This window comes from Streptomyces diversicolor (assembly GCF_057537855.1).
Window position 1 is genome coordinate 191,381 of record NZ_BAAJXA010000013.1, and the last position, 23,051, is coordinate 214,431.

Annotated in this window: 18 protein-coding genes; 6 read left to right on the plus strand and 12 right to left on the minus strand. The window is 72.1% G+C overall.

Translation table 11 applies throughout. The features are described from left to right. Positions 1-65: 65 nt before the first annotated feature. Genes AC27LF_RS17875 through AC27LF_RS17900 form a run of 6 tightly spaced genes read right to left on the minus strand, consistent with a single transcriptional unit; the run spans position 66 to position 6,243 of the window. Positions 66-1,046: an aldo/keto reductase gene (locus tag AC27LF_RS17875; protein ID WP_479659516.1), complete on the minus strand. Its 981-nt coding sequence runs from the start codon at positions 1,044-1,046 to the stop codon at positions 66-68. Continuing rightward, positions 1,043-1,969, minus strand: coding sequence for an ABC transporter ATP-binding protein (locus AC27LF_RS17880; RefSeq protein WP_479659517.1), 927 nt, complete (start codon positions 1,967-1,969; stop codon positions 1,043-1,045). Before AC27LF_RS17880 ends, AC27LF_RS17875 begins: the two co-directional genes overlap by 4 nt. Then, positions 1,966-2,808, minus strand: a complete 843-nt coding sequence (locus AC27LF_RS17885) for an ABC transporter ATP-binding protein (RefSeq protein WP_479659518.1) — start codon at positions 2,806-2,808, stop codon at positions 1,966-1,968. The genes AC27LF_RS17880 and AC27LF_RS17885 overlap by 4 nt, the downstream gene beginning before the upstream one ends. Positions 2,809-2,811: 3 nt before the next feature. Continuing rightward, positions 2,812-3,708, minus strand: coding sequence for an ABC transporter permease (locus tag AC27LF_RS17890; protein WP_479659519.1), 897 nt, complete (start codon positions 3,706-3,708; stop codon positions 2,812-2,814). A gap of 3 nt (positions 3,709-3,711) precedes the next feature. Continuing rightward, a complete protein-coding gene (locus AC27LF_RS17895) occupies positions 3,712-4,641 on the minus strand; it encodes an ABC transporter permease (protein WP_479659520.1) in 930 nt (309 codons plus the stop codon). 3 nt (positions 4,642-4,644) lie between these two features. Further along, positions 4,645-6,243 carry an ABC transporter substrate-binding protein gene (locus AC27LF_RS17900; protein ID WP_479659521.1) on the minus strand — a complete coding sequence of 533 codons (1,599 nt, stop codon included), beginning with the start codon at positions 6,241-6,243 and terminating at the stop codon, positions 4,645-4,647. Between the two features lie 244 nt (positions 6,244-6,487). Between AC27LF_RS17900 and pdxA the strand changes: the two genes are divergently transcribed. Both pdxA and AC27LF_RS17910 read left to right on the plus strand, forming a co-directional pair. Beyond that, positions 6,488-8,866, plus strand: coding sequence for a 4-hydroxythreonine-4-phosphate dehydrogenase PdxA (gene pdxA, locus AC27LF_RS17905; protein WP_479659522.1), 2,379 nt, complete (start codon positions 6,488-6,490; stop codon positions 8,864-8,866). 89 nt (positions 8,867-8,955) lie between these two features. Next, positions 8,956-9,762: a DeoR/GlpR family DNA-binding transcription regulator gene (locus AC27LF_RS17910; RefSeq protein ID WP_479659523.1), complete on the plus strand. Its 807-nt coding sequence runs from the start codon at positions 8,956-8,958 to the stop codon at positions 9,760-9,762. A 289-nt stretch (positions 9,763-10,051) separates the two neighbouring features. Here AC27LF_RS17910 and AC27LF_RS17915 read toward each other — a convergent pair whose 3' ends face one another. The 3 genes from AC27LF_RS17915 to AC27LF_RS17925 form a co-directional block, all read right to left on the minus strand. Then, positions 10,052-11,602 carry a pectate lyase family protein gene (locus tag AC27LF_RS17915; protein WP_479659524.1) on the minus strand — a complete coding sequence of 517 codons (1,551 nt, stop codon included), beginning with the start codon at positions 11,600-11,602 and terminating at the stop codon, positions 10,052-10,054. Positions 11,603-11,897: 295 nt separating this feature from the next. Then, positions 11,898-12,650 carry an SDR family oxidoreductase gene (locus tag AC27LF_RS17920; RefSeq protein ID WP_479659525.1) on the minus strand — a complete coding sequence of 251 codons (753 nt, stop codon included), beginning with the start codon at positions 12,648-12,650 and terminating at the stop codon, positions 11,898-11,900. 158 nt (positions 12,651-12,808) lie between these two features. Then, a complete protein-coding gene (locus AC27LF_RS17925; protein ID WP_479659526.1) occupies positions 12,809-13,714 on the minus strand; it encodes an AraC family transcriptional regulator in 906 nt (301 codons plus the stop codon). Positions 13,715-13,857: 143 nt separating this feature from the next. On the opposite strand from AC27LF_RS17925, the gene AC27LF_RS17930 reads away from it, so the two are divergent. Further along, positions 13,858-14,175, plus strand: a complete 318-nt coding sequence (locus AC27LF_RS17930; protein ID WP_479659527.1) for a putative quinol monooxygenase — start codon at positions 13,858-13,860, stop codon at positions 14,173-14,175. Positions 14,176-14,293: 118 nt separating this feature from the next. Then, positions 14,294-15,262: an alpha/beta hydrolase gene (locus AC27LF_RS17935; protein ID WP_479659528.1), complete on the plus strand. Its 969-nt coding sequence runs from the start codon at positions 14,294-14,296 to the stop codon at positions 15,260-15,262. Positions 15,263-15,633: 371 nt separating this feature from the next. Here AC27LF_RS17935 and AC27LF_RS17940 read toward each other — a convergent pair whose 3' ends face one another. The 3 genes from AC27LF_RS17940 to AC27LF_RS17950 form a co-directional block, all read right to left on the minus strand. Further along, positions 15,634-17,829: a beta-L-arabinofuranosidase domain-containing protein gene (locus AC27LF_RS17940; RefSeq protein WP_479659529.1), complete on the minus strand. Its 2,196-nt coding sequence runs from the start codon at positions 17,827-17,829 to the stop codon at positions 15,634-15,636. A 427-nt stretch (positions 17,830-18,256) separates the two neighbouring features. Continuing rightward, entirely contained in the window at positions 18,257-18,982 is a 726-nt protein-coding gene (gene pepE / locus AC27LF_RS17945; RefSeq protein WP_479659530.1) for a dipeptidase PepE, read from the minus strand. 82 nt (positions 18,983-19,064) lie between these two features. Beyond that, positions 19,065-19,883 carry an IclR family transcriptional regulator gene (locus tag AC27LF_RS17950; protein ID WP_479659531.1) on the minus strand — a complete coding sequence of 273 codons (819 nt, stop codon included), beginning with the start codon at positions 19,881-19,883 and terminating at the stop codon, positions 19,065-19,067. 343 nt (positions 19,884-20,226) lie between these two features. Between AC27LF_RS17950 and AC27LF_RS17955 the strand changes: the two genes are divergently transcribed. Then, complete coding sequence (locus AC27LF_RS17955; RefSeq protein WP_479659532.1) at positions 20,227-21,192, plus strand: DUF1177 domain-containing protein; 966 nt, start codon at positions 20,227-20,229, stop codon at positions 21,190-21,192. Between the two features lie 136 nt (positions 21,193-21,328). After that, complete coding sequence (locus AC27LF_RS17960; RefSeq protein WP_479659533.1) at positions 21,329-23,032, plus strand: OPT family oligopeptide transporter; 1,704 nt, start codon at positions 21,329-21,331, stop codon at positions 23,030-23,032. The last annotated feature ends 19 nt before the right edge of the window (positions 23,033-23,051 follow it).

A 23,051-nucleotide genomic window follows, 5' to 3' on the forward strand; every position in this document is an offset into this window, starting at 1 on the left:
GGGCGTGGTCGCGGACGGGGTCGCGGGCTCCGGTCAGAGGTCCGGGACGTGTCGGGGTCGGGTGGTCAGCGGTGGTAGGCGGGCATCGGGCCGCGCAGTCGCGCGCCGACCTCGTCGCAGGCCGCGCTCACGTCGGCGGGCAGCGGGCCGGCCTGGGCGGCGGCGATGTTGGCGAGCAGGTGGGCGGTGCGCGAGCCGCCGAGCAGCAGCGCGTGGGTGGAGGGCCGGTCCAGAAGCCAGCGCAGGGCGAGTTCGGTGAGCGGGATGCCCGCGCCGTCGGCGACGGCGGCGAGCCGGTCGACGGCGGTGAACAGCCGCTCGTCCCAGTACCGCTGCCGGTACATGGCGGCCAGCCGCGAGTCGCCGAACCGGCCCTGCCCGGGTGCCTCGCCGAAATGGTGACGGCCCGTCAGCAGGCCGCCGCCGAGCGGGTTGTAGACCATGGTACGCAGTCCGCTGACGGCGGCGTACTCCACGTACTCCTCTTCGATGCGCCGTGCGAGGAGGTTGTGCAGCTGCTGGGCGACGACGGGGCGCGGGGCGCACGTCTCGTCGGCGGTGCGGACGAGTTCGGCGATCTGCCAGGCGGCGTAGTTGGAGACGCCGAGTGCGCGGATCTTCCCTTCGGCGGCGAACTCGGCGACGGTGGCGAGCGTTTCGGCGAGCGGGGTCGAACGGTCGGGCTGGTGGAGGTAGAAGAGGTCGACGTGGTCGGTGCCGAGCCGCTTGAGGCTGCCCTCCAGGGCGGCGCGCAGCCCGGCGGCGGACAGCGGGGCGTGCTCGCCCTGGTCGGGGTGGGGGATGCCGGCCTTGGTGGCCAGCACGATCCGGTCGCGGCGGCCCGGCAGCAGTTCGCCGAGCAGGCGTTCGCTGTCGCCGCCCGCGTAACCGTTGGCCGTGTCGACGCCGGTGAGGCCCGCGTCGAGCGCCGCGTCGAGCATGGCCGCGGCGCCCTGACGGTCGACGGTGTCGCCGAACGTCATGGTGCCGAGCACCAGCCGGGAGAGCGGGACGGGAATGTTCGGCAGGTCGATACCGGAGGTCACGAAGTAATTCCTTCCGTGGCGGGGGTGGCGGCGGACAGGGCGGCGGCCACGGGGGTGACCAGTCGGCGGGGTTTGACGCCCTGGATGACGGTGGGGTCGAGGGCGGCGCGGCGCAGGGCACGTGTGTAGGGCTCGGCGGGCGAGGCGAGCACGGCGGCGGTCCGGCCGGTCTCGACGACCCGCCCGGCCCGCATGACGACGACGTCGGTGCTGATCTCGCGGACGACGCCCAGGTTGTGCGCGATGACGAGGTAGGCGGTCCCGGTCTCGGCCTGCAACTCCTTCAGCAGGGTGAGGACCTGTGCCTGCACGGAGACGTCGAGGGCGCTGGTCGCCTCGTCGCAGACGAGGACGTCGGGGCGGGAGGCGAGCGCGCGTGCGATGCCGATGCGCTGTCGCTGGCCGCCGGAGAAGTCGGCGGGGCGGCGGTGGAGGGCGGAGGAGGGCAGCCCGACCTGGTCGATCAGCTCGGCGGCGCGCCGCGCCCGTTCGGACCGGTCGAAGACGCCGGCCAGGCGCAGCGGTTCGGCGACGATCTGCTGGGCGGTGAGGTGCGGATCGAGGGAGCCGTAGGGGTCCTGGAAGACCATCTGCACCCGGCGGCGCAGCGGACGCAGGCGCCGCTCGGGCAGGCTCGCGATGTCCGTGCCGTCCAGGACGATGCGGCCCGAGCGGGGTCTGAGCAGCCGTACCAGCGCGCGTGCCAGGGTCGACTTGCCGCAGCCGGACTCCCCGACGACGGCGAGGCAGCCGCCGCGCGCCAGTTGGAGGTTCACCCCGTCGACGGCGCGGAACGGTCCGTCGGCGGTCGGGTACTCGACCACCAGGTCCTCGACGGACAGCAGCGGATGACCGGGGGCCGGGGCCGGCCCGTCCGGGCCGCGGGACGCCCGGGCGGCGGCCGGACGCGGGTGGTCGCTCATGTGGCTGCTCCCTGTATGACGGGCTCGCCCTCGTCCCAGGCGCCCAGCCGGGGGACGGCGGCGAGGAGTTCACGGGTGTACGGTGCGGCGGGCCGCGTGACGATCTGCTCGGCGGGTCCTGACTCCACGAACCGGCCGTCCTTCATGACGTGGATGCGGTCGGAGACGAGCCGAGCCACCCCCAGGTCGTGGGTGATCATCAGCATGCCGATGCCGGTGCGTTCCTGGAGTTCCATGAGCAGGTCGAGGACGCCGGCCTGAACGGTGGCGTCGAGGGCGGAGGTCGGCTCGTCGGCGACCAGGAGTTCGGGTTCGCCTGCCAGGGCGATGGCGATGAGGATGCGCTGGAGCATGCCGCCGGAGAACTGGTGCGGATAGGCCCGCCAGCGGGTCTCGGGCTTGGTGATGTGCACCTGGGCGAGGAGTTCCACGCCCCGTTCGCGTGCCTGGGTCCGGGTCAGTTCGGGGTGGCGCAGCCGGAGCGCGTCGCCGAGTTGGCGGCCGATGGTGTGCACCGGGCTGAGCGCGGTCATGGGGTCCTGCGGGATCAGGGAGACCGTGCGGCCGCGTACGGCGTGCGCGGCGGCCGGGTCGGCGAGGACGTCCCGGCCGGCGATGCGGACGCTGCCCGACAGCACGGCGAGCCCGTCCGGCAGCAGGCGCAGGACGCCCATGGCGGTGGTGGACTTGCCGGAGCCGGACTCCCCGATGAGGGTGACGGTCTCGCCCCGCCGGACGGTGAAGCTCACACCGTCGACGGCGCGTACGACGCCGTGTGCGGTGATCAGTTCGACCTGCAGCTCGCTGACGTCGAGCAGCGGTGTGCTGTGCTCGGTCATGGTTCAGGCTCCCTTCCGGCGGCGGGTGCGGTCCCGCAGTCCGTCGCCCAGCAGGTTGACCCCGACCACCAGCAGGGCGATGACCAGGCCCGGCAGGGTGACCAGCCACCAGGAGGTGGTGAGGTAGGCCTGGCCGTCGGAGATGATCCGCCCCCAGGTGGCGAACGGCCGCTGCGGCCCGGCGCCGAGGAAACTCAGCGCGCTCTCCAGCAGCACGGCCTGTGCCAGCAGGAGCAGGACGACGAGGCTGGCCGGGCGGACCACATTGGGGATGATGTGGCGTACGAGCACCGCCCAGCCGCGCAGTCCGAGGACCCGGGCGGCGGCGACGTAGGGTTTCTCCCGTTCCACCAGGACCAGCGAGCGGGTCAGCCGGGCCACCTCCGGCCACTGGGCGACGGCGATCACGCAGGTGATGACGGTGACGGAGGGCCCGAACAGGGCGACCACGAGGAGCAGCATCATCAGCAGCGGCAGCGCGAGCTGGGCTTCCAGGAAGCGGGAGACGAGCGCGTCGATCCAGCCGCCGAAGTACCCGGCCGCCGAACCCGCGACGATGCCGATGACTCCGGAGACCAGGACGGCGAGGACACCGACGGACAGCGACACCTGGCCGCCGTGCAGGATGCGGGAGAGCAGGTCGCGGCCGAGTTGGTCGGTGCCGAAGAGGTGGCCCTCGCTCAGCGGTGGCAGCCTGCGCCGGGACAGGTCCTGCTCGTCGGCGCCGGGCAGCGGCAGCAGTCCCGCGAGGGCCACCGGCAGCACGACGAGTGCCGTGCACACGGCGCCGGCCCACAGTTTGACGTGGGCGCTGCGCCGCTGCCGCGTCGCGGTGGCGCGGGCCAGTTCGCGGGCGGTGACGGCGCTGGGCCGCTCGGCGGGGACGACCGTGGTGGTCATGGCTCAGGCCGCCTTTCCGAGACGCACCCGCGGGTCGAGCAGCGGGTAGGCGAGGTCGACGAGGAGTTGGACGAGGATCGCGAGGGTCGCGGTGACCAGGACGGTGGCCTGGATGAGCGGGTAGTCGCGGGTGGCGAGGGCGCGTACGACGAGTGAGCCGACGCCCGGCCAGCCGAAGACGACCTCGACCACGACGACGCCGTTGAGGAGGGCCGCGAAGCGGGTACCGAGGGCGGTGAGCAGGGGCACCGCGGAGTTCCGCAGGCCGTAGCGCCAGGCCAGGGCCCGTTCGGCGACGCCGCGGGAGCGGGCCACCGTGGTGTACGGGGCGGCGAGTGCGGTGGTCATCTCGCGGCGTACGAGCCGGGAGACGAGGGCGAGTTGGAGCACGGCCACGGTGACGGTCGGCAGTACGAGGCCGCTCCAGGAGGTGAACCCGGAGGCGGGCAGCACCGGCAGCAGCACGGCGAACACGGTCAGCAGCATCACGCCGGTCCAGAAGTCCGGCATCGACTGGCCTGCGATGGTCAGCACGTTGGCGCCCAGTTCGCGTCCGGTGTCGGCACGGCGGGCCATCCAGACGCCCAGCGGCACCGCGACCAGCGCGGTCACGGCGATCGCCGAGACGGCGAGGGTGATCGTGTACGGCATCCGGGACATCACCACGTCGAAGGCGGGCGCGTGGAAGGAATAGCTGGTGCCGAGGTTCCCGGTGAACAGGTCGCGCAGGAAGATCCCGTACTGGTTGACGAGGGGTTCGTCGAGGCCGAACTCGGCGCGGATGGCGTCCAGATCGGCGCTGGTCGCGTTGGGCGCGGCGTAGGCGGAGGCCGGGTCGCCGGGGGCGAGGCGGACCAGCAGGAAGACGGTGGTCAGGGTGAGGAAGACGGTCAGCAGGCTCTGGCCGATGCGGCGGGCGAGATAGGTCGGCACGGCTCAGCCCTCCAGCCGTACGGCGGACAGGTCGTAGGAGTTGATGGTCAGCAGCCGCAGGTCGTGGACGCGGTCGCGGCGGGCGAGCAGGGTCTTGGGCGCGAACGCCCAAAGGCTTGGCCAGGTGTGCCAGATGTCGCGCTGTACGGCGGCCAGTTGTGCGGTGCGCCGGGTGGCGTCGACCTCCATCGCGGCGGCCGACAGGGCGCGTTCGACGCGGGGGACGACGTATCCCATGAAGGCGTCGCCGGTGCGGTCCTTCTCGGCCGTGCCGCCGTACATGCCCTGGAGGACGGTGAGGGCCTGTCCGGTGGGGCTGCCGTAGCCGTTGCCGATGACGTCCCAGTCGCCGGCCCGGCCCTGACGCCATTTCAGGATGTCGCCGCCGGGCTCGAACTGCTGGAGGGTGGCGCGTACGCCGACGGCCCGGAGCATGTCGATGACGGCCTCCATGACGGAGGTGTCGGCGGCGAACTCCCCGGATTCCCAGATGATTCTGATCCGCAGGTCGGCCGCGCCGAGGGAGGCGAGGAGCGCCTTCGCCTTGCGTGGGTCGTAGGTGTACTCGCCGGTGGGCACCGCGCCTTCGAGGGCGAGCGGCACGACTCCCCTGGCCTCTTCGGCCGAGTCGGTCAGCACGTCCCGGATCAGTGCCTCACCGTCGATCGCGTGGGTGAGGGCCTGCCGTACCCGGGCGTCGGCGAGCGGATGCCCTTTGGGCTTGCGGAAGTTGTAGAAGAGCTGGCACATGCGTACGCCCGCGGTCTGCTGCACGGTGACGCCGGGCAGACCGGTGAGCTGGTCGGCGGAGTCGGGGGTGAGGGTGTCGACGACGTCCAGTTCGCCGCTGCGCAGGGCGATGACCCGGCTGGACTCCTCGGGCACGAACCGCACCCGGACGGTGTCGACGCGCGGGCGCGGCCCCCAGTACCTGGTGTTGCGGGCCAGGGTGTACTCGCCGGCCCCGCTGTTCGCCTTCAGCACCCGGTACGGGCCCGAGCCGAGGCCGCTCTGCAGTTCCTCGGGGCGGTTGGCGGCGGCCGGGGTGATGTGGATGTTCGCCATCAGCCGGTCGAGGACGGGCACCGGGTGCTGGGTGCGCAGCCGGAAGGTGCGCTCGCCGGCCGGCTCGACCGTGGGCAGCTCGGGGAAGAGGCCCAGCAGGAAGGAGCCGGTGACCTGGCCGTACATGCGCAGGGCCGTGGCGACGTCCTCGACGGTGACCGGGCTGCCGTCCGAGTAGCGCACGCCCTCGCGCAGCCGGACCGTCCAGGCGGTCGGTTCGGTCATCTCGAAGCGGTCGGCGAGGACGAGTTGCGGCCGCATGCGCGGGCCGATGCGGGTGAGGGCCTGGCGCACCGCGCGCTGCACGGTGACCGCCGCGTCGAACTGGTTGAGCTTGTTGTCCAGGCTGACCAGGGAGCGGTTCAGACCGAGGGTGAGGGTTCCGGGGCCGGGGGCTCCGGTGGGTCCCGCGCACGCGGCCAGCGGGCCGAGGGCGATGCCGGCCCCGCCGAGGGCGCCGTAGCGCAGCAGGGTGCGGCGGCTGAGGGGCGTGCGCGGTGGGCTTTCGGAGGGTGCGCTGTGAGGAGTTGGGGTCATCGTCGACCTTCTCGCGTTCCGGGTGGCGACCGGCTCTGGCTGTTCTCGCCCGGACCGGTTCACGGAGGTCCGGCTGTCGTACCGGGTCCGGTCGGGGAACCGGGCCGGTGGTGACGAACAGGTGTCGCGCCGGAAAAGGTGGCACGATTGCGTAGTTCGCGCAAGAGGTCTCGCGCAGATCGCGCACACCATGTCATCATCGGTGCCCGAGGCCGCCCGTCCGGGCCGGCCCGAGGAGGTATCCGTGTCCCTCACCAGCCGCGGCGGCCAGGCCCTGAGCCGCCCCAGTCCGGCGCGCCGTGTGCTCGCCCTCGCGGACGACCTGTCCGGCGCCGCCGAGACCGCGGTGGCCCTGCGCCTGAGCGGCCGGATCCTGCTGCGGCCCGGCGCCGCGGGGGCGTCCGCCGCGGGTGCGGCGACGGTGCTCGACCTGGACACCAGGCACCTGCCGGCCACCGCGGCGGCGCGGGCCGTTCGGGCCGCGGTGTCGGCGGCCGACGGCCGCGTGCTGTTCAAGAAGGCGGACTCGCTGCTGCGGGGCAACCTCGCCGCCGAGACCGCCGCGTACGCGGACGGCGCCGCGGGGGTGGTGATCGCACCCGCGCTTCCGGTGGCCGGGCGCACCGTGCAAGGCGGCGTGGTCCACCTGCGCGGTGTGCCACTGCACGCGACACCGGCGTGGCGGGCGGAGGCACGGGCCGCGCCCCGGTCCGTCGCCGCCGCGCTCGGGGACGTGCCGACCGCGCCGGTGCCCCTCGATGTGGTACGCGGTGCGCTGCCCGGGCGGCTGCGCGAGCTGATCGCGAGCGGTCTGCATCCGGTGTGCGACGCGGAAACGGACGCGGATCTCGATGCGATAGCCGAAGCGGTACTCGAACTGGGGCCGTCCGTGAGGCTGTTGGGCGCGGGCGGCCTCGCCGCGGCGCTCGGGCGCGGGCTCCGCGCCGACGGCGCCCGGCCACCAGACCGCGCGGGACACGCGGCGGGCCCCGCTCCGCTTGCGTCAACGGGCCCCAAACCTACGGGGATCAGGCCGCTGCTGGTCGTCGTCGGCACCGCCGAACCCGGAGCGATTGCGCAGATCGCGCAACTCGTGGCCGCGGGCGCCCATCATGTCGCCCTGCCCGTGGCACGACTGGGGCGTCCCGCGCAGGCCGGCCTCGCTCCGGTCGACCAGGCGGCGTGGCTCCCCGCGGGTCTCGCACCGGGTTCCGTCACCGTCGTGAGCATCGCCGACGACGGCACCGTCGCCCCCGGCCAGGGCCGCCGGCTGGTCGCCGGGCTCGCCCGGGCGGTCGCCGAGATCGCGCACGACAGCGATCTCGTGCTCACCGGAGGCGAGACCGCGCGCCGCGTCCTCGACGCGCTCGGCGTCACCCTGCTGTGCCCCGTCGGACAGATCCATCACGGCGCCGTGCACTCCCGCACCCCCGACGGCCGACGCGTCGTCACCCGGCCCGGCAGCTTCGGCGAGCCCGACTCCCTGCTGCGCATCGCCCGCGCGCTGCGCCCCCGCCCCTCCACCCCCTCCATCGCTCCCGCCCTCCACCCCCCTAGGAGAAACCCCGTGAACGCAGCACCCGCCGCCGCCCCCCTCACCGAGCAGACCGGCACCACCGGCCGTGCGCTCCCGGTCATCGCGGTGACCATGGGCGACGGAGCCGGCATCGGACCCGAGGTCGTCGTACCGGCGCTGCTCCACCCCGACACCCTGCGCGTGTGCCGCCCCGTGGTCGTCGGCGACGCCGCACGACTGCGCGAGGCGGCCCGCATCCTGGGCGTCGAGTGCACGGTGGTGCCCGTCCGGCACCCCTCTCAGGCCGAGTTCACGCCCGGCCGCGTCAACGTCATCGACCTCGGTCTGCTCCCGGCCGATCTGCCCTGGGGCAGGCTGTCCGCGGTGGCGGGCGACGCCGCCTACCACTACGTGCGCGTCGCCGCCGACCTGGCGCTGCGCGGCGAGGTGCAGGGCATCTGCACGGCGCCGCTCAACAAGGAGGCCCTGCACGCGGCGGGTCACCTCTACCCCGGTCACACCGAACTCCTCGCCCATTTCACGGGCGTCGAGGAGGTTTCGATGATGCTGTCCACGCCCAAGGTGAAGGTCATCCACGTGACCACCCACATCGGGCTGATCGACGCCGTCCACCGCATCGAGCCCGGGCTCGTGGAGCGCACCGTGCGCCGCGGTCACGAGGCGATGGTGCGGGCCGGCGTCGCCGCACCGGTCATCGGCGTGTGCGGCATCAATCCGCACGCCGGTGAGAACGGCCTGTTCGGCCACGGCGAGGAGGAAACCAAGATCGTCCCGGCGCTTGAGGTGCTGCGCGCCGACGGCATCGACGCGCGTGGCCCGCTCCCCGCCGACACGGCGTTCTTCCTCGCCTCGCGCGGCGACTACGACCTGATCGTGGCCATGTACCACGACCAGGGGCACGGCCCGGTGAAGGTGCTGGGCATCGAGGCCGGCGTCAATCTCACCGTCGGGCTGCCGGTGATCCGCACCTCCGTCGACCACGGCACCGCCTTCGACATCGCGGGGACCGGGCGGGCCGAGGCCGGTAGCATGGTCGAGGCCCTGCGCCAGGCCGCCGAGATGTCGACCGCTCCGGCCGCCCGCTGACCACGGGCCGTGCGCGCCCGCGGCAGCTTCGAAGCGCCCCGAGCACAGGCAACTCCAGGCACCACTGGACACCACAGGACAGAGGACACATGTCTGCGATCGGCTCCAAGGACCGGCGCGACCGGATCGTCCGGCTCGCCACCACCACCGGTCTGGCAAGCGTCGACGAACTCTCCCAGCTGTTCGGCGTGACGGCGTCCACCATCCGCCGTGACCTGGCGAAGCTCACCACGGACGGGCGGCTCGCCCGCACCTACGGCGGTGCGATGGCGCTGTCCGCGCACCCCGAGGCATCGCTGCGGCAGCGGACGGGCGAGGCGTTCGAGGCCAAGCAGGCCATCGCGCGCTGGGCGGCGGGGCAGGTACGGCCGGGCGAGACGCTGCTGCTGGACGCCGGTTCGACGGTCGGGGCGCTCGCCCATGAACTGCGCACCGCCAAGGACATCACGGTCGCCACGACCGGACTGACCACGCTTCAGGCGCTGTCGGACGTGGAGACGATCCATGTCGAATGCCTCGGCGGCACCCTGCGCCCGCTCAGCCAGGGCTTCGTCGGACCGCTCACCGAAGCGGCCCTGGAACGCATGACGTTCGACCGGGTCTTCCTCGGCACGGACGGCATCTCGCCGCGGCACGGCATCTGCGAGGCCGATCTGCGCCAGACCCGGCTCAAGGAGCTGATGGCCCGACGGGCCGACCAGGTGTACGTCCTCGCGCACGCCGCCAAGCTGGGCCGGCGCCCCTTCCACGCGTGGACCGCACTCCCGGAGGGCTGGACCCTGGTCACGGACGACACCGCCGACCCGCGCATCCTTGAGGAGCTGCGCGGCCGGGGAGTGACCACGGTCGTCACCAAGCCGGATCCGGACCACGCTCTGCCCCCCGCAGCCCGGTGAGCGCGGCCCGCGGCGCCATCGAGCGGCAGCACCCACCGCGGCCGCCGCACACCGCCACCGGAACCGCCACCTGCGCCCTTACCGGACACACCGTCGGATCGTCGGCGAGGCGTACGCGGTGCGGCGTCCGTGGCGGTCGGCCGCACGGTCCCCCCGCAACCGCACCCGCACCCGCACCCGCGCGACCGGCCGCCGGGCGGTGCGGCGGAGCCGGGACAAGGGGCCCCGGCTGTCCGGCGGGACCGGGGTGGCCGGTCCCGCCGGGCGGCGGGGCCCCTGCCGTGGTGTGTCAGGCGTAGGTTTCGAACTCGGCGATCTGCGGGGTGCCCGTCGAGCCGGTGATCTCGAAGGTGATCTTGCGCAGTGAGGTCGGGGCGAAATGGATGACGCCCGCGCCGCTGCCCGAGGCGAGGACGGCTCCGGTGTCGTGGTTGACGACCCGCCAGGAGCCGATGCTGCCCGCGCTGCCCGCCGTCTCACGGATGGTGATCGCGGACACCGAGGTGGCGGAGCCCCACTTGACCGAGATGGAGCCGGTCGAGCCGGCCGGCGACCAGTAGGTGCTCGGGTCGCCGTCCAGGACGTCGCCGTAACTCGTGCCGGTGGCCTTGCTCGACCCGTCCGAGCCGGCCCCGAGGCTGAGGTTGGTCCCGCTCGGCCGGCTCGGCGTCGGGCCGGTCGGTGTGGGCGTGGGCGCAGGACCGGTCGGTGTCGGCGAGGGGGTCTGCGGGGTGCAGCTGCCGTCGGAGACCTTGAGTCCCTTGTTGGCGCCCGCCGTGGCGCTCACGACGCTCGGCACGCAACTGGCCGGGTCGAGGCTGTAGGCGTAGGGGATGCTGACGGTGGTGTTGGACTGGGGGTCGGGGCCGGCCGGGTGGTTCTCGCTGCCGGGGCTCGACCAGCTGACGTTGTCGTAGATGTTGCCGCTGACCTGCCAGTAGCCGGCCGCGTCGGTGTAGAAGGTGCCGAGGACGTCCTTGGAGTCCTCGAAGTAGTTGTTGTCCACCTTGGCCCGGGCACCGGCGCGGGAGTTGATACCGGATTTGTTGAGGCTGACGTAGTGGTTGTCGTAGATGTGGGCGATGCCACCGCGCAGCAGGGGCGTACGGGAGTCGATGTTCTCGTACCGGTTGTGGTGGTAGGTGATGTAGCCGTTCGAGGTGTCGCTCTCGCTGGATCCGACGAGGCCGCCGCGCCCGGAGTTGCGCAGGATGCTGTAGGACAGGGTCACGTACTGGGTGTTGTCCTTCAGATCGAAGAGGCCGTCGAAGCCTTCCGACTCCCCGCCCGATGCCTCCAGGGTGGTGTGGTCCACCCAGACGTTGCGGACGTTGCTCTCCATGCCGATGGCGTCACCGCCGTTGGAGGTCGGAGAGCCCGACTTCTTGACGTTCCGTACGGTCACGTTCTGGATGATGATGTTGCTGGAGTCCCGGACGTGGATGCCGAGTTGGTCGAAGACGGCACCGGTGCCGACCCCGACGAGGGTGACGTTGCTGATCTCCTTGAGCTCGATCTTGTCCGCGGCGGTGTTGCAACTGCCGCCGGACACCTTGCTGGTGTTGCCGTGGTTGATGGTGCCCTCGACCTGGATGATGAGGGGCGTGCTGCTGCTGGCACGGCTGCACAGGGCTTGATGGATCGCGGTCCCCGTGGTGGCCCGGACCGTCTGCCCGCCCGCTCCGCCGGTGGTGCCGCCGTTCTGGCTCGCGTAGCCCGAGGCGCCGCCGGTGGCGGCCGCCGCCTCGGGCATCGACACAACCGCGCCGGTCACACAGGCCGCCACCAGGCCGGTCGTCGCCAGCGCCGCGTAGAGCCGCGCCGCTCGTGCTCGTCTCATCCTCGCCCTGCCCTTTCGTTCGGAGTTCAGATTGATGGTCATCGTTCTGATAACTGAACTGGTCGCGCTGGGCTAACCTTGCCGCCAGACACTCAGAAAGCGCTTGCCGTCCGGGAGTGTAGGGAGGCTGCCATGCGGCGGCAAGGCTTTGCGCGGTTTCGGAGCACTGCTTTCCGCTTCACCTACATGAACAGCACGGGAGCGGCGGGACGCCGCACAACGAGCGGGCCCCGCGCGTCCGCGCGGGGCCCGCTCGTGGCGTCAGTGCGGCATCGGCACCGTGTCCGCCCCTCGGTCACTTCGCCTCGGCGAGCCAGAGGGCGTCGGGGCCGGCCGGGAACCGCAGTTGCCCGGTCGTGTCGTGCGCGGCTCGCCACACCGCCTCCGCGACATCGCTCTCCTTGGTGAACACATCCTGGCCCATGAAGCCGTCCATGACCTTCTGCGCCCAGGCCGCGTAGGGAGCCGGGACGAACTCCTCGTCCAGCGCCCCGCCGTTCGTCGCCTTGGCTGCGAAGTTCGTCGTCATGCAGGCGCCCGGCTCGACGGTCTTGGCCCGCACACCGAAGGGCGCGAGTTCGAGCGCGAGGGAAGCGGTGAACCCCTCGACGGCCATCTTGCTGGCCTTGTAGACGGCCGAGAGCGGCATATGGCCCAGCACCACGCTGGAGGTCACGTTGACCACCACCCCGCAGCCGCGCTCGCGGAACTGGGGCAGCACCGCCTGTGTCGTCGCCATCACACCGAACGTGTTGGCCTCGAAGACCTCCCGCACCCGGGCCATGGGGGTGCCCTCGAACACACCGATCGACGGCACGCCGGCGTTGTTGACCAGGACGTCGACGGGCCCCGCCGTCTCGAACGCGGAGGAGATGCTCTCGGGATCGGTCACATCGAGTGCGACGACACGGATCCGGTCCGAGTCGGGCAGCACGCCCGTACGCGGTGTGCGCATCGTGGCGATGACCTGCCACCCCTGGGCGTGGAAGTGGAGAGCGGTCTCCCGCCCGTATCCGGAGGAGGTACCGGTGATCAGAACTGTCTTCATGCTGTGATCCCTGCGATGAGGTGGGAGCCGCCGACGGGCAGGCACTTTCCTGCCCAGCGGGAGAATCAGTGATTCCATTGAACCGTTCTGACCTGCACAGACAGTAGAACTATCCTCGCTTGCCGTTGCACGATCCTCCTCTGTCATCCAGCCGTCGTTCAGGGCAGGACACCCGCGGAGGTGCGTACGGCCTGACGCAGCCGGGCGGCGTCCCGGCTCGGGGGTGCGCCGAACTGCCGGCGGTACTCGCGGCTGAACTGTGACGGGTTGTCGTAGCCGACGCGATGGCCGACCCCGGTGACGTCGCCGGGGTGGGTGGCGAGCAGCAGCCGGGCCTCCTGGAGCCTGATCTGCTTCTGGAACTGGATGGGGCTCATCGCGGTCACCGCCTGGAAGTTGCGGTAGAAGGCGGAGACGCTCATGCCGGACTGCCGCGCCACGTCCTCGACCCGGAAGGGCTGCGCGTAGTGCTCGCGGATCCAGCGCACGGCCCGGGAGACATGGCTGAGGCTGCTGTCGGCGAGGCCGAGCTGACGCACCGTCGCACCCTGCTCGCCGGTGATCAGCCGCCACAGGATCTCGCGTTTGACGAGGGGGGCGAGTACGGCGCGGTCGCGGGGCTCGTCGAGCAGGCGCAGCAGCCGGACCACCGCGTCGAGCAGGGCGGGCGAGGCGTCGCTGACGGCGATCCCCGAGGGTGTGCCCCCGCCGGCGCGGGGGGTGTCGCCGGGACCTGCCTGTAGCAGCAGTTCGGCGACGGCGGACGGTTCCAGCGTGAGTCCGAAGCCCAGCGCCGGCTCCTTGGCGTCGGCCTGGGTGAACTGTCCGGTCACGGGCAGGTCGACGGATGCGACCAGGTACTGCCCTGGCCCGTACTCGTAGACCCGGTCGCCCAGGGCGAGACGTTTGGCGCCCTGGGCGATGACCGCCAGGACCGTCCCGGACATGGACGGTGCCGGCGGATCGGGGCGGTCGACCCTGGAGATGAGGACGCCGTCGATGGCGGTGGTCCAGTCGGGCCGGGCGTGCCGGGTCAGCAGGGTGCGGAACTCGTCGAGGCTCATGCGTCCATTGCACCACCGATCCAGGCCATGGCTCCCGTGACCGCGAGGATCGTGCAAGTGCAAGCGAGCATCGTTCTAACATTTACGCAGGTCAGGCCGGTTCAATGGAATCACCGCACTCCAGCACAGGGAAGAAGGATTCCATGACCGTCACCTACGGCTTCAACGCCACACTGACCGCCAGGCCCACCATGGGGGACCAGCTCGTCGACCTGCTGCTGACCGGTCTGGACGACGGCAGCCCCGGCGCGAGCGAACACTGCCTCGTCTATCTCGTCTCGCGTTCGGCCTCCGACCCGGACGTCGTCCACGTCACCGAGGGCTGGACCAGCGAGGAGGACCACCACCGGGTCTTCGCCGGCGAAGCCGCCCAGGCCATCGTGGCGCGGATCGAGCCGCTGCTGGCCAAGGAGTCCGAGTACACCGACTACGTCCCGGTCCGCGGCAAGGCCGCCTTCTGACGCGTCGAACGCGCCCACCGTCCTGGCACGTCGAACGCGCCCACCGTCCTGCCGCCTCGCCCCCGGCGAGGCGGCCCCTCCCCCGCCCCACGGCACCACCCCGCGAAAGGCAACCATCATGACCACGCCGCGACCCGCTCTCGACCCCGAACTGTGCGAGCTGCTGGCCGACATGCCCCTGATGTCCGAGCTCAGCCCGGACGTGCTCGCCCACCTGCGCGGGCTCCCGCCGACGCCCGTCGACACCCTGCTCGCCGACCGGCGGGTCGAGCGCCGCGAGGTCTTCGTGCCCGCCAAGGACGGCACCCCTCTGCCCCTGTCGGTCTTCAGCCCGGCGGACAAGGACCGTACCGCCGCCGGCCCTTGCGTCTACTGGATGCACGGCGGCGGGATGGTCATGGGCGACCGCTTCTCCCAGATCGACATCCCCCTGGAGTGGCTGGACGAGTTCGGAGCGGTCGTGGTCTCCGTCGACTACCGGCTCGCGCCCGAGGTCACCGGCACCACCCTGGTCGAGGACTGCTACCAGGGGCTGCTCTGGATCGCCGAACACGCCGCCGAGCTGGGCGTCGACCCCGCCCGGATCGTCGTCGCGGGCGCCAGCGCGGGCGGCGGGCTCGCCGCGGGCGTCACCCTGCTGGCCCGCGACCTCGGCGCCCCGGCGATCGCCGCACAGATGCTTGTCTGTCCCATGCTCGACCACCGCAACACCACCACCTCCAGCCGCCAGTACTCCGGCGGGCCCGGCGTGTGGACCCGCGAGATGAACGCGTTCGGATGGGGCGCCGTCCTCGGCGGCCTCAGCGACGACGAGGTGCCCGCGTATGTCTCGCCCGCCCTGGCCGACGACCTCTCCGGCCTGCCGACCACCTACCTCGACACCGGCTCCGCCGAGGTCTTCCGCGACGAGATCACCGACTACGCCACCCGTATCTGGGCGGCAGGCGGCCAGGCCGAACTCCACGTCTGGGCGGGCGGCTTCCACGGCTTCGACGCGCTGTACCCCCAGGCGGCCCTTTCGGCCACGGCCCGCCGGACCCGCACGGCCTGGCTCACCCGAGTCCTGCGGCCGAACTCCGACGCCTGACGCCGACCGCTTGACACCTCGTCGAGGCTGCTCCGCCGGCGCCGCACACGACGCCGGCGGAACCAGAGGAAACTGCATGTCGCCGCCCACGGTGTCCGGCAGGAGGAGTCGGCCGCTTGGCGGTCTGGTGTCGGGGCGGTCGGAGGGTTGGCGGATTGCGCGGCGAGCGGGCCGTCGGCTGTCCGGGGTGGTCGTCCCAGGCGGACTCGGATACCGGGCGCCACGAGGCGGCGGTGTGCCTCCGCCTGTGGGATGGGGTGTGAGCGGTGTGTGCCGGGCCGGTGGCGGGGTCGCCCTCCTACAGACCCCGGTCGGATCGGCGAGGCGCGTCCGCCCGGACTCAGGGCCTTGGTCCGCCCGGAATCAAGGGCTCAGGAAGGGAGTTGGGCTCGGGCGGCCGCCTCGATCAGTGTCTGGCGCTGACGCGGTGTCAAGTCGCCTGTGGCGGTGCGGTCTTCGGCGACCTCGGCGACCGCCCGCACCAGGTCGCCTCTGGTGCGGAACGGGCCCCGGTCCCAGACCTCGTCGAGAAACGTCAGCCCGGCGGCATTCGCGCGGTTCTCGATGCCGGTGCCGGTGGCGCCGAAGACGATCTCGGGTTCGGCGCGCTTGAAGTACATGTGATAGCCGTCGGTGGTGTTGATGTAGAAGGGGGCCAGGGTCAGGCCGCCGACGGTGAAGGTCATCGGCTCCCCCGTCGGGCGGATCACCCGGCTCAGGTCACGGCTGAGCGGGTAATTGCGGTACAGGGTCAGCTTCTGGTACTCCGTCGCGGAACTCCGGATCACAAGGGGCACCGGACCGTACGCGACCGCTTGGGTGGCCGGGTCGTCCAGAGCGCGTTCGATGCGCAGGGTGAACGGCGCGGCGATGTCCACCCGGTCGCCCGTCCGCCAGCGCCGGCTCAGGGACACATAGGTGCCGGGCGTGGCGGCCACCCGCTGCCTGACCCCGTTGACGTGGACGGTGAAACCGCGCTCGGCCCAGTACGGGACGCGCAGCCTGAGGTCGAGCCGTGCGTTCCCGGTGACGGTCAGGGTGCTGGTACCGGCCGGGTCGGTCGGGTAGTCGGTGGCATGGGTGAGGGTCAATCCACGCTCCGGCCAGTCGAGGACGGACGGCAGATAGAGGTTCACATAGAGTGCCGAGCCGTCCGCGGAGCTGAAGTAGACGGAGTCCTGGAACTTGGCGTGTGTTTCGAGACCGGTGCCGCCGCAACAGGTGCCGATGTTGCCGTACGACCGGTGGGCGCCCGGATTCACCGGCACGAAGTAGGTGAGCAACGGGTTGGTGTCGCTCGATGTGTTGCGCCGTGAGCCGAGGATCTGGCCGTACAGGGTCCGCTCGTAGTACTGCATGTACTTCGGGTCGGCGGTGTGGAAGAACAGGCTCCGGCTCAGTTTGAGCATGTTGTAGACGCAGCAGGTCTCGGCGTTGTCCTGCTGGATGGTCGCGGCGATGACGTCCCGCGCGCCGAAGATCTCGCCCGAGCCGGCCATGCCGCCGTCGACGTAGGTGCGGTGCGGCACCACCATGTCCCAGAAGTTCCTGGCCGCGGCGAGATACTGCCGCTCCCCGGTCTGTTCGTAGATCTCCAAGTACCCCTGGTACTGCGGGATGTGCTGGTTGGCGTGCTCCCCGTCCAGGGTGTCCTCACCGGCCACGGCGGCCTCGAACAGGTAGGTGTTGTCGAAGCACTTCGCGGTCGTCAGGTACTTCTCGTCGCCGGTGAGGGCGTACAGGTCGGCCATGACCACCGGCATCGCGTTGTACTCGCCCGCGATGTAGATCTTCCACATCCGGTCGAGCTGTGTCCTGGGCAGGTGGCCGAGCCTGCTGTGGGCCCAGTCGCCCATGCCCAGGACGATCCGCAACGCCTGCTCGTTGCCCGCGTGCTGGTAGGCGTCGAGCAGGCCGCGCATGATCATGTGGCAGGTGTACCAGGGCGCCCAGATCCTCGGGTAGGTGGCGTACTGCTCCAGCAGGACGTACTGCGTCTCGGGGTACGCGGCCAGGTAGCCGGCGTGGCTGGGCGCCGCGGGGTCGTCCGTGCCGACCAGCGCGGCGAGCGCGTCCTGGCACGCGCCGAGCGCCCCCACCATGTAGTCGGCCTTGTCCTTGTGGACCCGCTCGCCGGTTCCGGCGTAGGCGAGGCTGAGCGCGCTGAGGAAGTGCCCGGCGAAGTGGCCCCTGAGGTTGCCGTCCGCGGTCTCCCAGCCGCCGGGTGGCTGGGCGCCGTGGGTGTCGAGTCCCGCGTTGGTGCGGAAGACGGCGAGCATGCGGTCGGCCGAGTAGGCCCGCAGGAAGTTCAGCACCCGGTCGCGGTTGTCGGTGAACAGGCTCGGGGCGAGCGTCACGCGTGTGTTGTCGAACGGCTTGACGATCCAGGAGGAGGGCGTGGGGAGGCGGGGGCCCTGTGCCGCGCCGGCCGCGGAACGGCCGGCCGCAGTCCTGGCTGTCGGGGGTGTCGCCGCCCCGGCCGCCGCCGGGAACATGGCCTGGAACGCCGGGATGGCGGTGGCGAGTGCGGTCAGCCGCAGGGCATCGCGGCGCGGGAGTTCGGACATGACCATCTCCTCGGCAACGGCGGAAGCCACGATGCTCCGGCCGCGGGCGCCGCGGACTGGCGCGAGGCGGCCCGCCGGCGGCCCGGGACGCGACCATGACATTCCGGGGATACGTGCGGTGCGGGTGCGTGCGTGCGACGAGCGGTGCCGGCGCGGCGCGGGCCGCGCCCGAGCGGTCCGTACGGGAGGCGACTCTTCGGACTGTTCGAGATTTCGAATGCCGTTCGAATTCCTGGTAGACAGTAAGTGAGCCGCTTCCGGAGTGTCAATGGACCGGAAGCGTCGCGTTGTTCGCCGCGCGCACGACCGCAGGCGGGCGCTTTGCCCGGCTCTCCGGCCCGGCTCTCCGGCCCGGCCGGCGTTCGTCCGCGGCGGTGTTGCGGTTTTTGCGCGGTTCCCCGCGCCCCTATCGGTGCCCCCGTAGGGGTCAGCGTCGGTCGAAGCGGGCGGGGAGGGTGAGCAGATGGCTGAGATCGCGGCCCGCCGTCAGTTCCTCGGGGTCTTCGCCGCGGCGGAAGAGCACGGCGCCGGCCGAGGTGCCGCCCAGGGTGAGCCGGTCGTCCTCACGGCGCAGCCAGGTGCCCTCGCGCAGCCCGACCACCGGGACGTCGTTCTCCTCCAGGAACTGCTCCAGCCGCTCGGCACGGGTCTCGCCCATGTGTGTCGAGTCCGGTGAGGCGTCCAGGTAGTGCGGGTTGATCTGGAAGGGCAGCAGGCCCAGCGCCTCGAAGGTCGGGGGCTGGACGATCGGCATGTCGTTGGTGGTGCGCACGGTCGGGCAGGCCATGTTCGTCCCCGCGCTTGAGCCCAGGTACACCGCCCCTTGCGCCACCCGGTCCCGTACGGCCGGCACGAGGCCGCGGGTGTGCAGTGCCGTCAGCAGCCGGAAGCTGTTTCCGCCGCCGACGAACACGGCCTCGGCCCCGCGCACGGCGGCAACCGGGTCCGCGGCGGTGTGTACCCCCGTCACCTCGATCCCGCGGAGTTCCAGGGCGGCGGCCACCTTGGCGGTGTAGGTGTCGTGGTCCGCGAGCGCGTACGGCACGAAGACCAGCCGACGGGCCGTGCCGAGGACGTCGAGGATCTCGTCCAGCGCATGCTCAAGGTAACCGCGGCCGGGGGCGGTCGAGTTGGACAGGAGCAGCAGCTTCACGGTGGTTCCTTCCGAGGCAGGGGTGGTGGTGCGGCCGGGTCCGGGCACGGCCCGGGCAGCACGTCGCGGCGCCGTGCGGCGGTCAGCGGCCTCCGGCGGCCGGGCTGGGGCGGCGGGGGGTGAGCAGCCTGCCCAGTTCGACGGCGCCGCGCAGCAGCGGGCCGACGAGTTCCGCGCGGCGGGAGCGCAGTGCGTCGGTGGAAGCGACGAGGCTGAGGGTACCGACGGCGCGACGGCCCACCGCGACCGGGACGGCGAGCGCGGCGGTGTCAGGATCGTACTCCCCCTCCGAGTACGCGTGTCCGTCGCGGCGTACTTCGGCGAACCGCTCTTCCAGGGCGGCCGGTTCGACGACGGTCCGCTCGCTGAAGCGGGCCATCGGGCGCGTGTAGAGCAGCGCGGCCCGGTCCCTGGGCGTCAGCATGCCGAAGTAGGCGCGGGAGGTGGCTCCGGCGTGCGCGGGGTACAGCTCCCCGGCGAGGCCGTCCACCCGCAGGGGGCCCTCGGCGCCCTCGGCGGAGGCCACGCACCGCATGTGGATCCCGTCGGGCACCGCGAACAGGGTGGACACTCCCGTCTCGGCGGCGAGCGCCTGCAGCGGTGGCCCCACCAGCCGGGCCAGCCCGCCGTCCCGTTCCCAGCCATGGGCCAGGTGCCAGACCGCGGGCCCGAGCCGGTAGCGGCGGGAGCGCGGGTCCGAGACGAGGAATCCCCGGTAGGCGAGGGCGGCCAGCAGCCGCTGGGCCACCGACTTGTCCAGGCCGAACTCCTTGGCGACATCGGAGACACCCCACTCGGGATGCTCCCGGTCGAAGGACTGCAGCACACTGAGCAGCCGGTCCGCGGTCTGCAACGGAGGGCGCACGGTCTCCGCCGAGGTTGCCGGAACATGTTCGTTCATGGGACGCAGGGTAACGCTTCTCTGATATCGGGAAATGATTGCGCTCAGCGACTTTCCGCAGAACTCTGTGACCGCCGGAACTCCACCGGCACCACGACGCCCGACCGGCGCCCGCGTTCTGGGCAGGACCGACGGCCACCCCCACCGTCGGCGGCCCGAGGCCGCCCGCGCGCCGGCCACCGGACCTCGCCCGAGGCGAGGCCCGCGGCACCGGGCGCCGCGGCCGGACGGACCCGGCTCACCCGACGGTCCCGCCCGGCCCGTATCCGCACGACCCGTTCCACCCGGCCGACTGTGTTCGCCGTTCCCCCGGCCCCGGCCCGGCACCCCGAGAGGCGCTCCCTTGCTCAAGCACGTGATCGACGTCATCGAACTCCTCGACCGTCCGCAGACCAGCGGCGACCTGCTCGCCGACCACCTCCGGCGGGTCCTGGCCGCCGTACCGGCCGACGCCGACGCCGTGGCGCCCCGGCCCACCATCGAGGTGCGGACCGTGGCGGGCGACAAGGGCAGCACCGACTTCGTCAGCGTGACGGTCCCCGGCCGGTCAGGGCGGCTGTCCGGCGGTGACGCGCCGACCCTGGGCATCCTGGGCCGTCTCGGCGGAGTGGGCGCCCGGCCGGAGCGGATCGGCCTGGTCTCGGACGCCGACGGAGCCGTCGCCGCGCTGGCGGCCGCCGCGAAGCTCCTCGACATGCACGCGCGCGGTGACGTGCTCGACGGCGATGTGATGTTCTCCACCCATGTCTGCGGCTGGGCCCCGACCCGCCCGCACGACCCGGTACCGTTCATGGACTCACCGGTGGACATCGCGCTGTGCAACCGCGAGGAGGTCCGCGAGGAGATGGACGCGATCGTCTCCATCGACACGACCAAGGGGAACCGGCTGCTCAACCACCGTGGCATCGCCCTTTCACCGACCATCCGGCAGGGCTGGGTGCTGCGGGTCAGCGAGGACCTGCTGTCGGTCCTGGAGACGGTGACCGGGGAGCCGGCCCGGGTCATCCCCGTGACCACCCAGGACATCACCCCGTACGGCAACGGCGTCCACCACATCAACTCCCTGCTCCAGCCCGCCGTCGCCACCGGCGCCCCGGTGGTCGGGCTGGCCGTCACCGCGGGCACGGCGGTCGCCGGGTGCGCCACCGGGGCCAGTCACGAGACCGACATCGCGGCCGCCGCGCGGTTCGCCCTGGAGACGGCCAAGGAGTTCGGCCGGGGCGGAGCCCGCTTCTTCGACCCCGCGGAGTTCGACCGTCTGGTCGAGCTGTACGGGCCCATGGCCCGCCTGCAGGGCCGACCCGCCTGATCCACCGCTGCTCCCCCTGTCACTCCCCCTGTTACTGCTCTGTTGGTCCTCTCCCCGTCCGTCCCCCTCCCCTGCGGCAGCCGAGGCGTCCGTCCCCGCTCTCCCGCCGCCCCGAGAACTGGCCCCAGGAGTCTTTGTGCACCGTACGCCCGCCACCGGTCCACCCGGCCCGCCGACCGCCGCCGCGGCGACGACCGCACCGGCCGCCGCACGGCACCCCCGTGCGCTGGAACCGGTCACCGCGATCCTCATCGTGCTGCTGTCCGTGCTCGGCGCGCTGATCGGCGTCGTCCTGATCACCTCGCTCGGTGTGTCCCCGAACACCGCCGTGATCGGCGCCCTGGTCGCGATGCTCGTCGGGCGCGTCCCGGCCGGTGTCCTGGTCAGGATGCGGTCGCTGCACCGCCAGAACCTCGTGCAGTCGGCCGTGTCCGGCTCGACCTTCGCCGCGGCCAACTCGCTGATGACCCCGATCGCCGTGCCCTTCGCGCTGGGCCGCACCGACCTGGTGTGGCCGATGCTGGGCGGCGCGACCATCGGCCTGGCGGTCGACAGCTGGGTCCTGTACCGGGTCTTCGACTCCACACTGCTCCCGGCGACCAACGCCTGGCCCGCCGGTATCGCGGCGGCCGAGACGATCAAGGCCGGTGACAGCGGTGGCAAGAAGGCCGTGGTCCTCGGTGCCGGCGCCGTGGTCGGTCTGCTCGGCGCGCTGATGAAGATCCCGACGAGCGCGGCCGGTGTCGCCTTCCTGGGCAACGTCTGGGCGCTGCTGATGTTCGGCATCGGTCTGCTGGTGGCGCAGTACGCGCCGACCCTGCTGGATGTCGACCTGTCGGGCGCCTTCGTCCCGCACGGCCTGATGATCGGCGCGGGGCTCGTCGCCCTGGGCCAGGCCGGGATGCTGATGCGCGGGCGCGGGCGCGGGGGCGGCGGGCGCAAGGCCGGCGCGGCGCGGGCCGAGGACGACGGCACCCCCGGGCGCACGGTCGGCGCGACCCGGCTGCGGCGCGGCCTGCTGGAGGGCGTGGTCCTGTTCACCGCGGGAGCGGTGGTGGTCGCCCTCACCGGCGGTCTGATCGGCCACATGACCGTGCCCGGGCTGATCGGCTGGATGCTGCTGGCCGGGGCCGCCGCGCTGGTGCATCAGCTGATCGTCGGACTCGCCGCGATGCACTCGGGCTGGTTCCCGGCCTTCGCGGTGACCCTCATCGTCCTGATCGTGGGTCTCTTCCTCGGCATCCCGACGGTGCCGCTGGCCCTTCTCGTCGGCTACACCGCCTCCACAGGGCCGGCCTTCGCCGACCTCGGCTACGACTTCAAGGCGGGCTGGCTGCTGCGCCGGGACGCCGTGCCGTGGCAGCCCTACGAGATGGCCGGTCGCCGTGAGCAGTACATCGCCCAGGTGATGGGCTTCGCCGTCGCGCTCGGCGTGGTGGCCCTGGCCTGGCACACCTTCTTCACCGACGGCAAGGTGCCCCCGGTCTCCAAGGTGTACGTCACCACCATCACGTCCGGACTGGACCCGCACACCATGACCACCCTGCTGCTGTGGGCGATCCCCGGCGCCCTGATCCAGCTCATCGGCGGCTCCTCCCGCCAGCTCGGTGTCCTGCTCGCCACGGGTCTGCTGGTGGCGACCGCCAACGCGGGCTGGATGGTGCTGGGCGCGCTCGCCGTCCGCTACGGCTACACCCGGTGGCGCCGCCGGGGTGCGCACACGGCCGACGAGCGGAGCCGCCGGGACGAGCAGTCCGACAACGACATGTCTTTGGTGGGCGCCGGTCTCATCGCGGGCAGCTCGCTCAACGACATCAGCAAGCTCACGAAGGCGCTCTGACACCCGTGCTGCTGCCGGG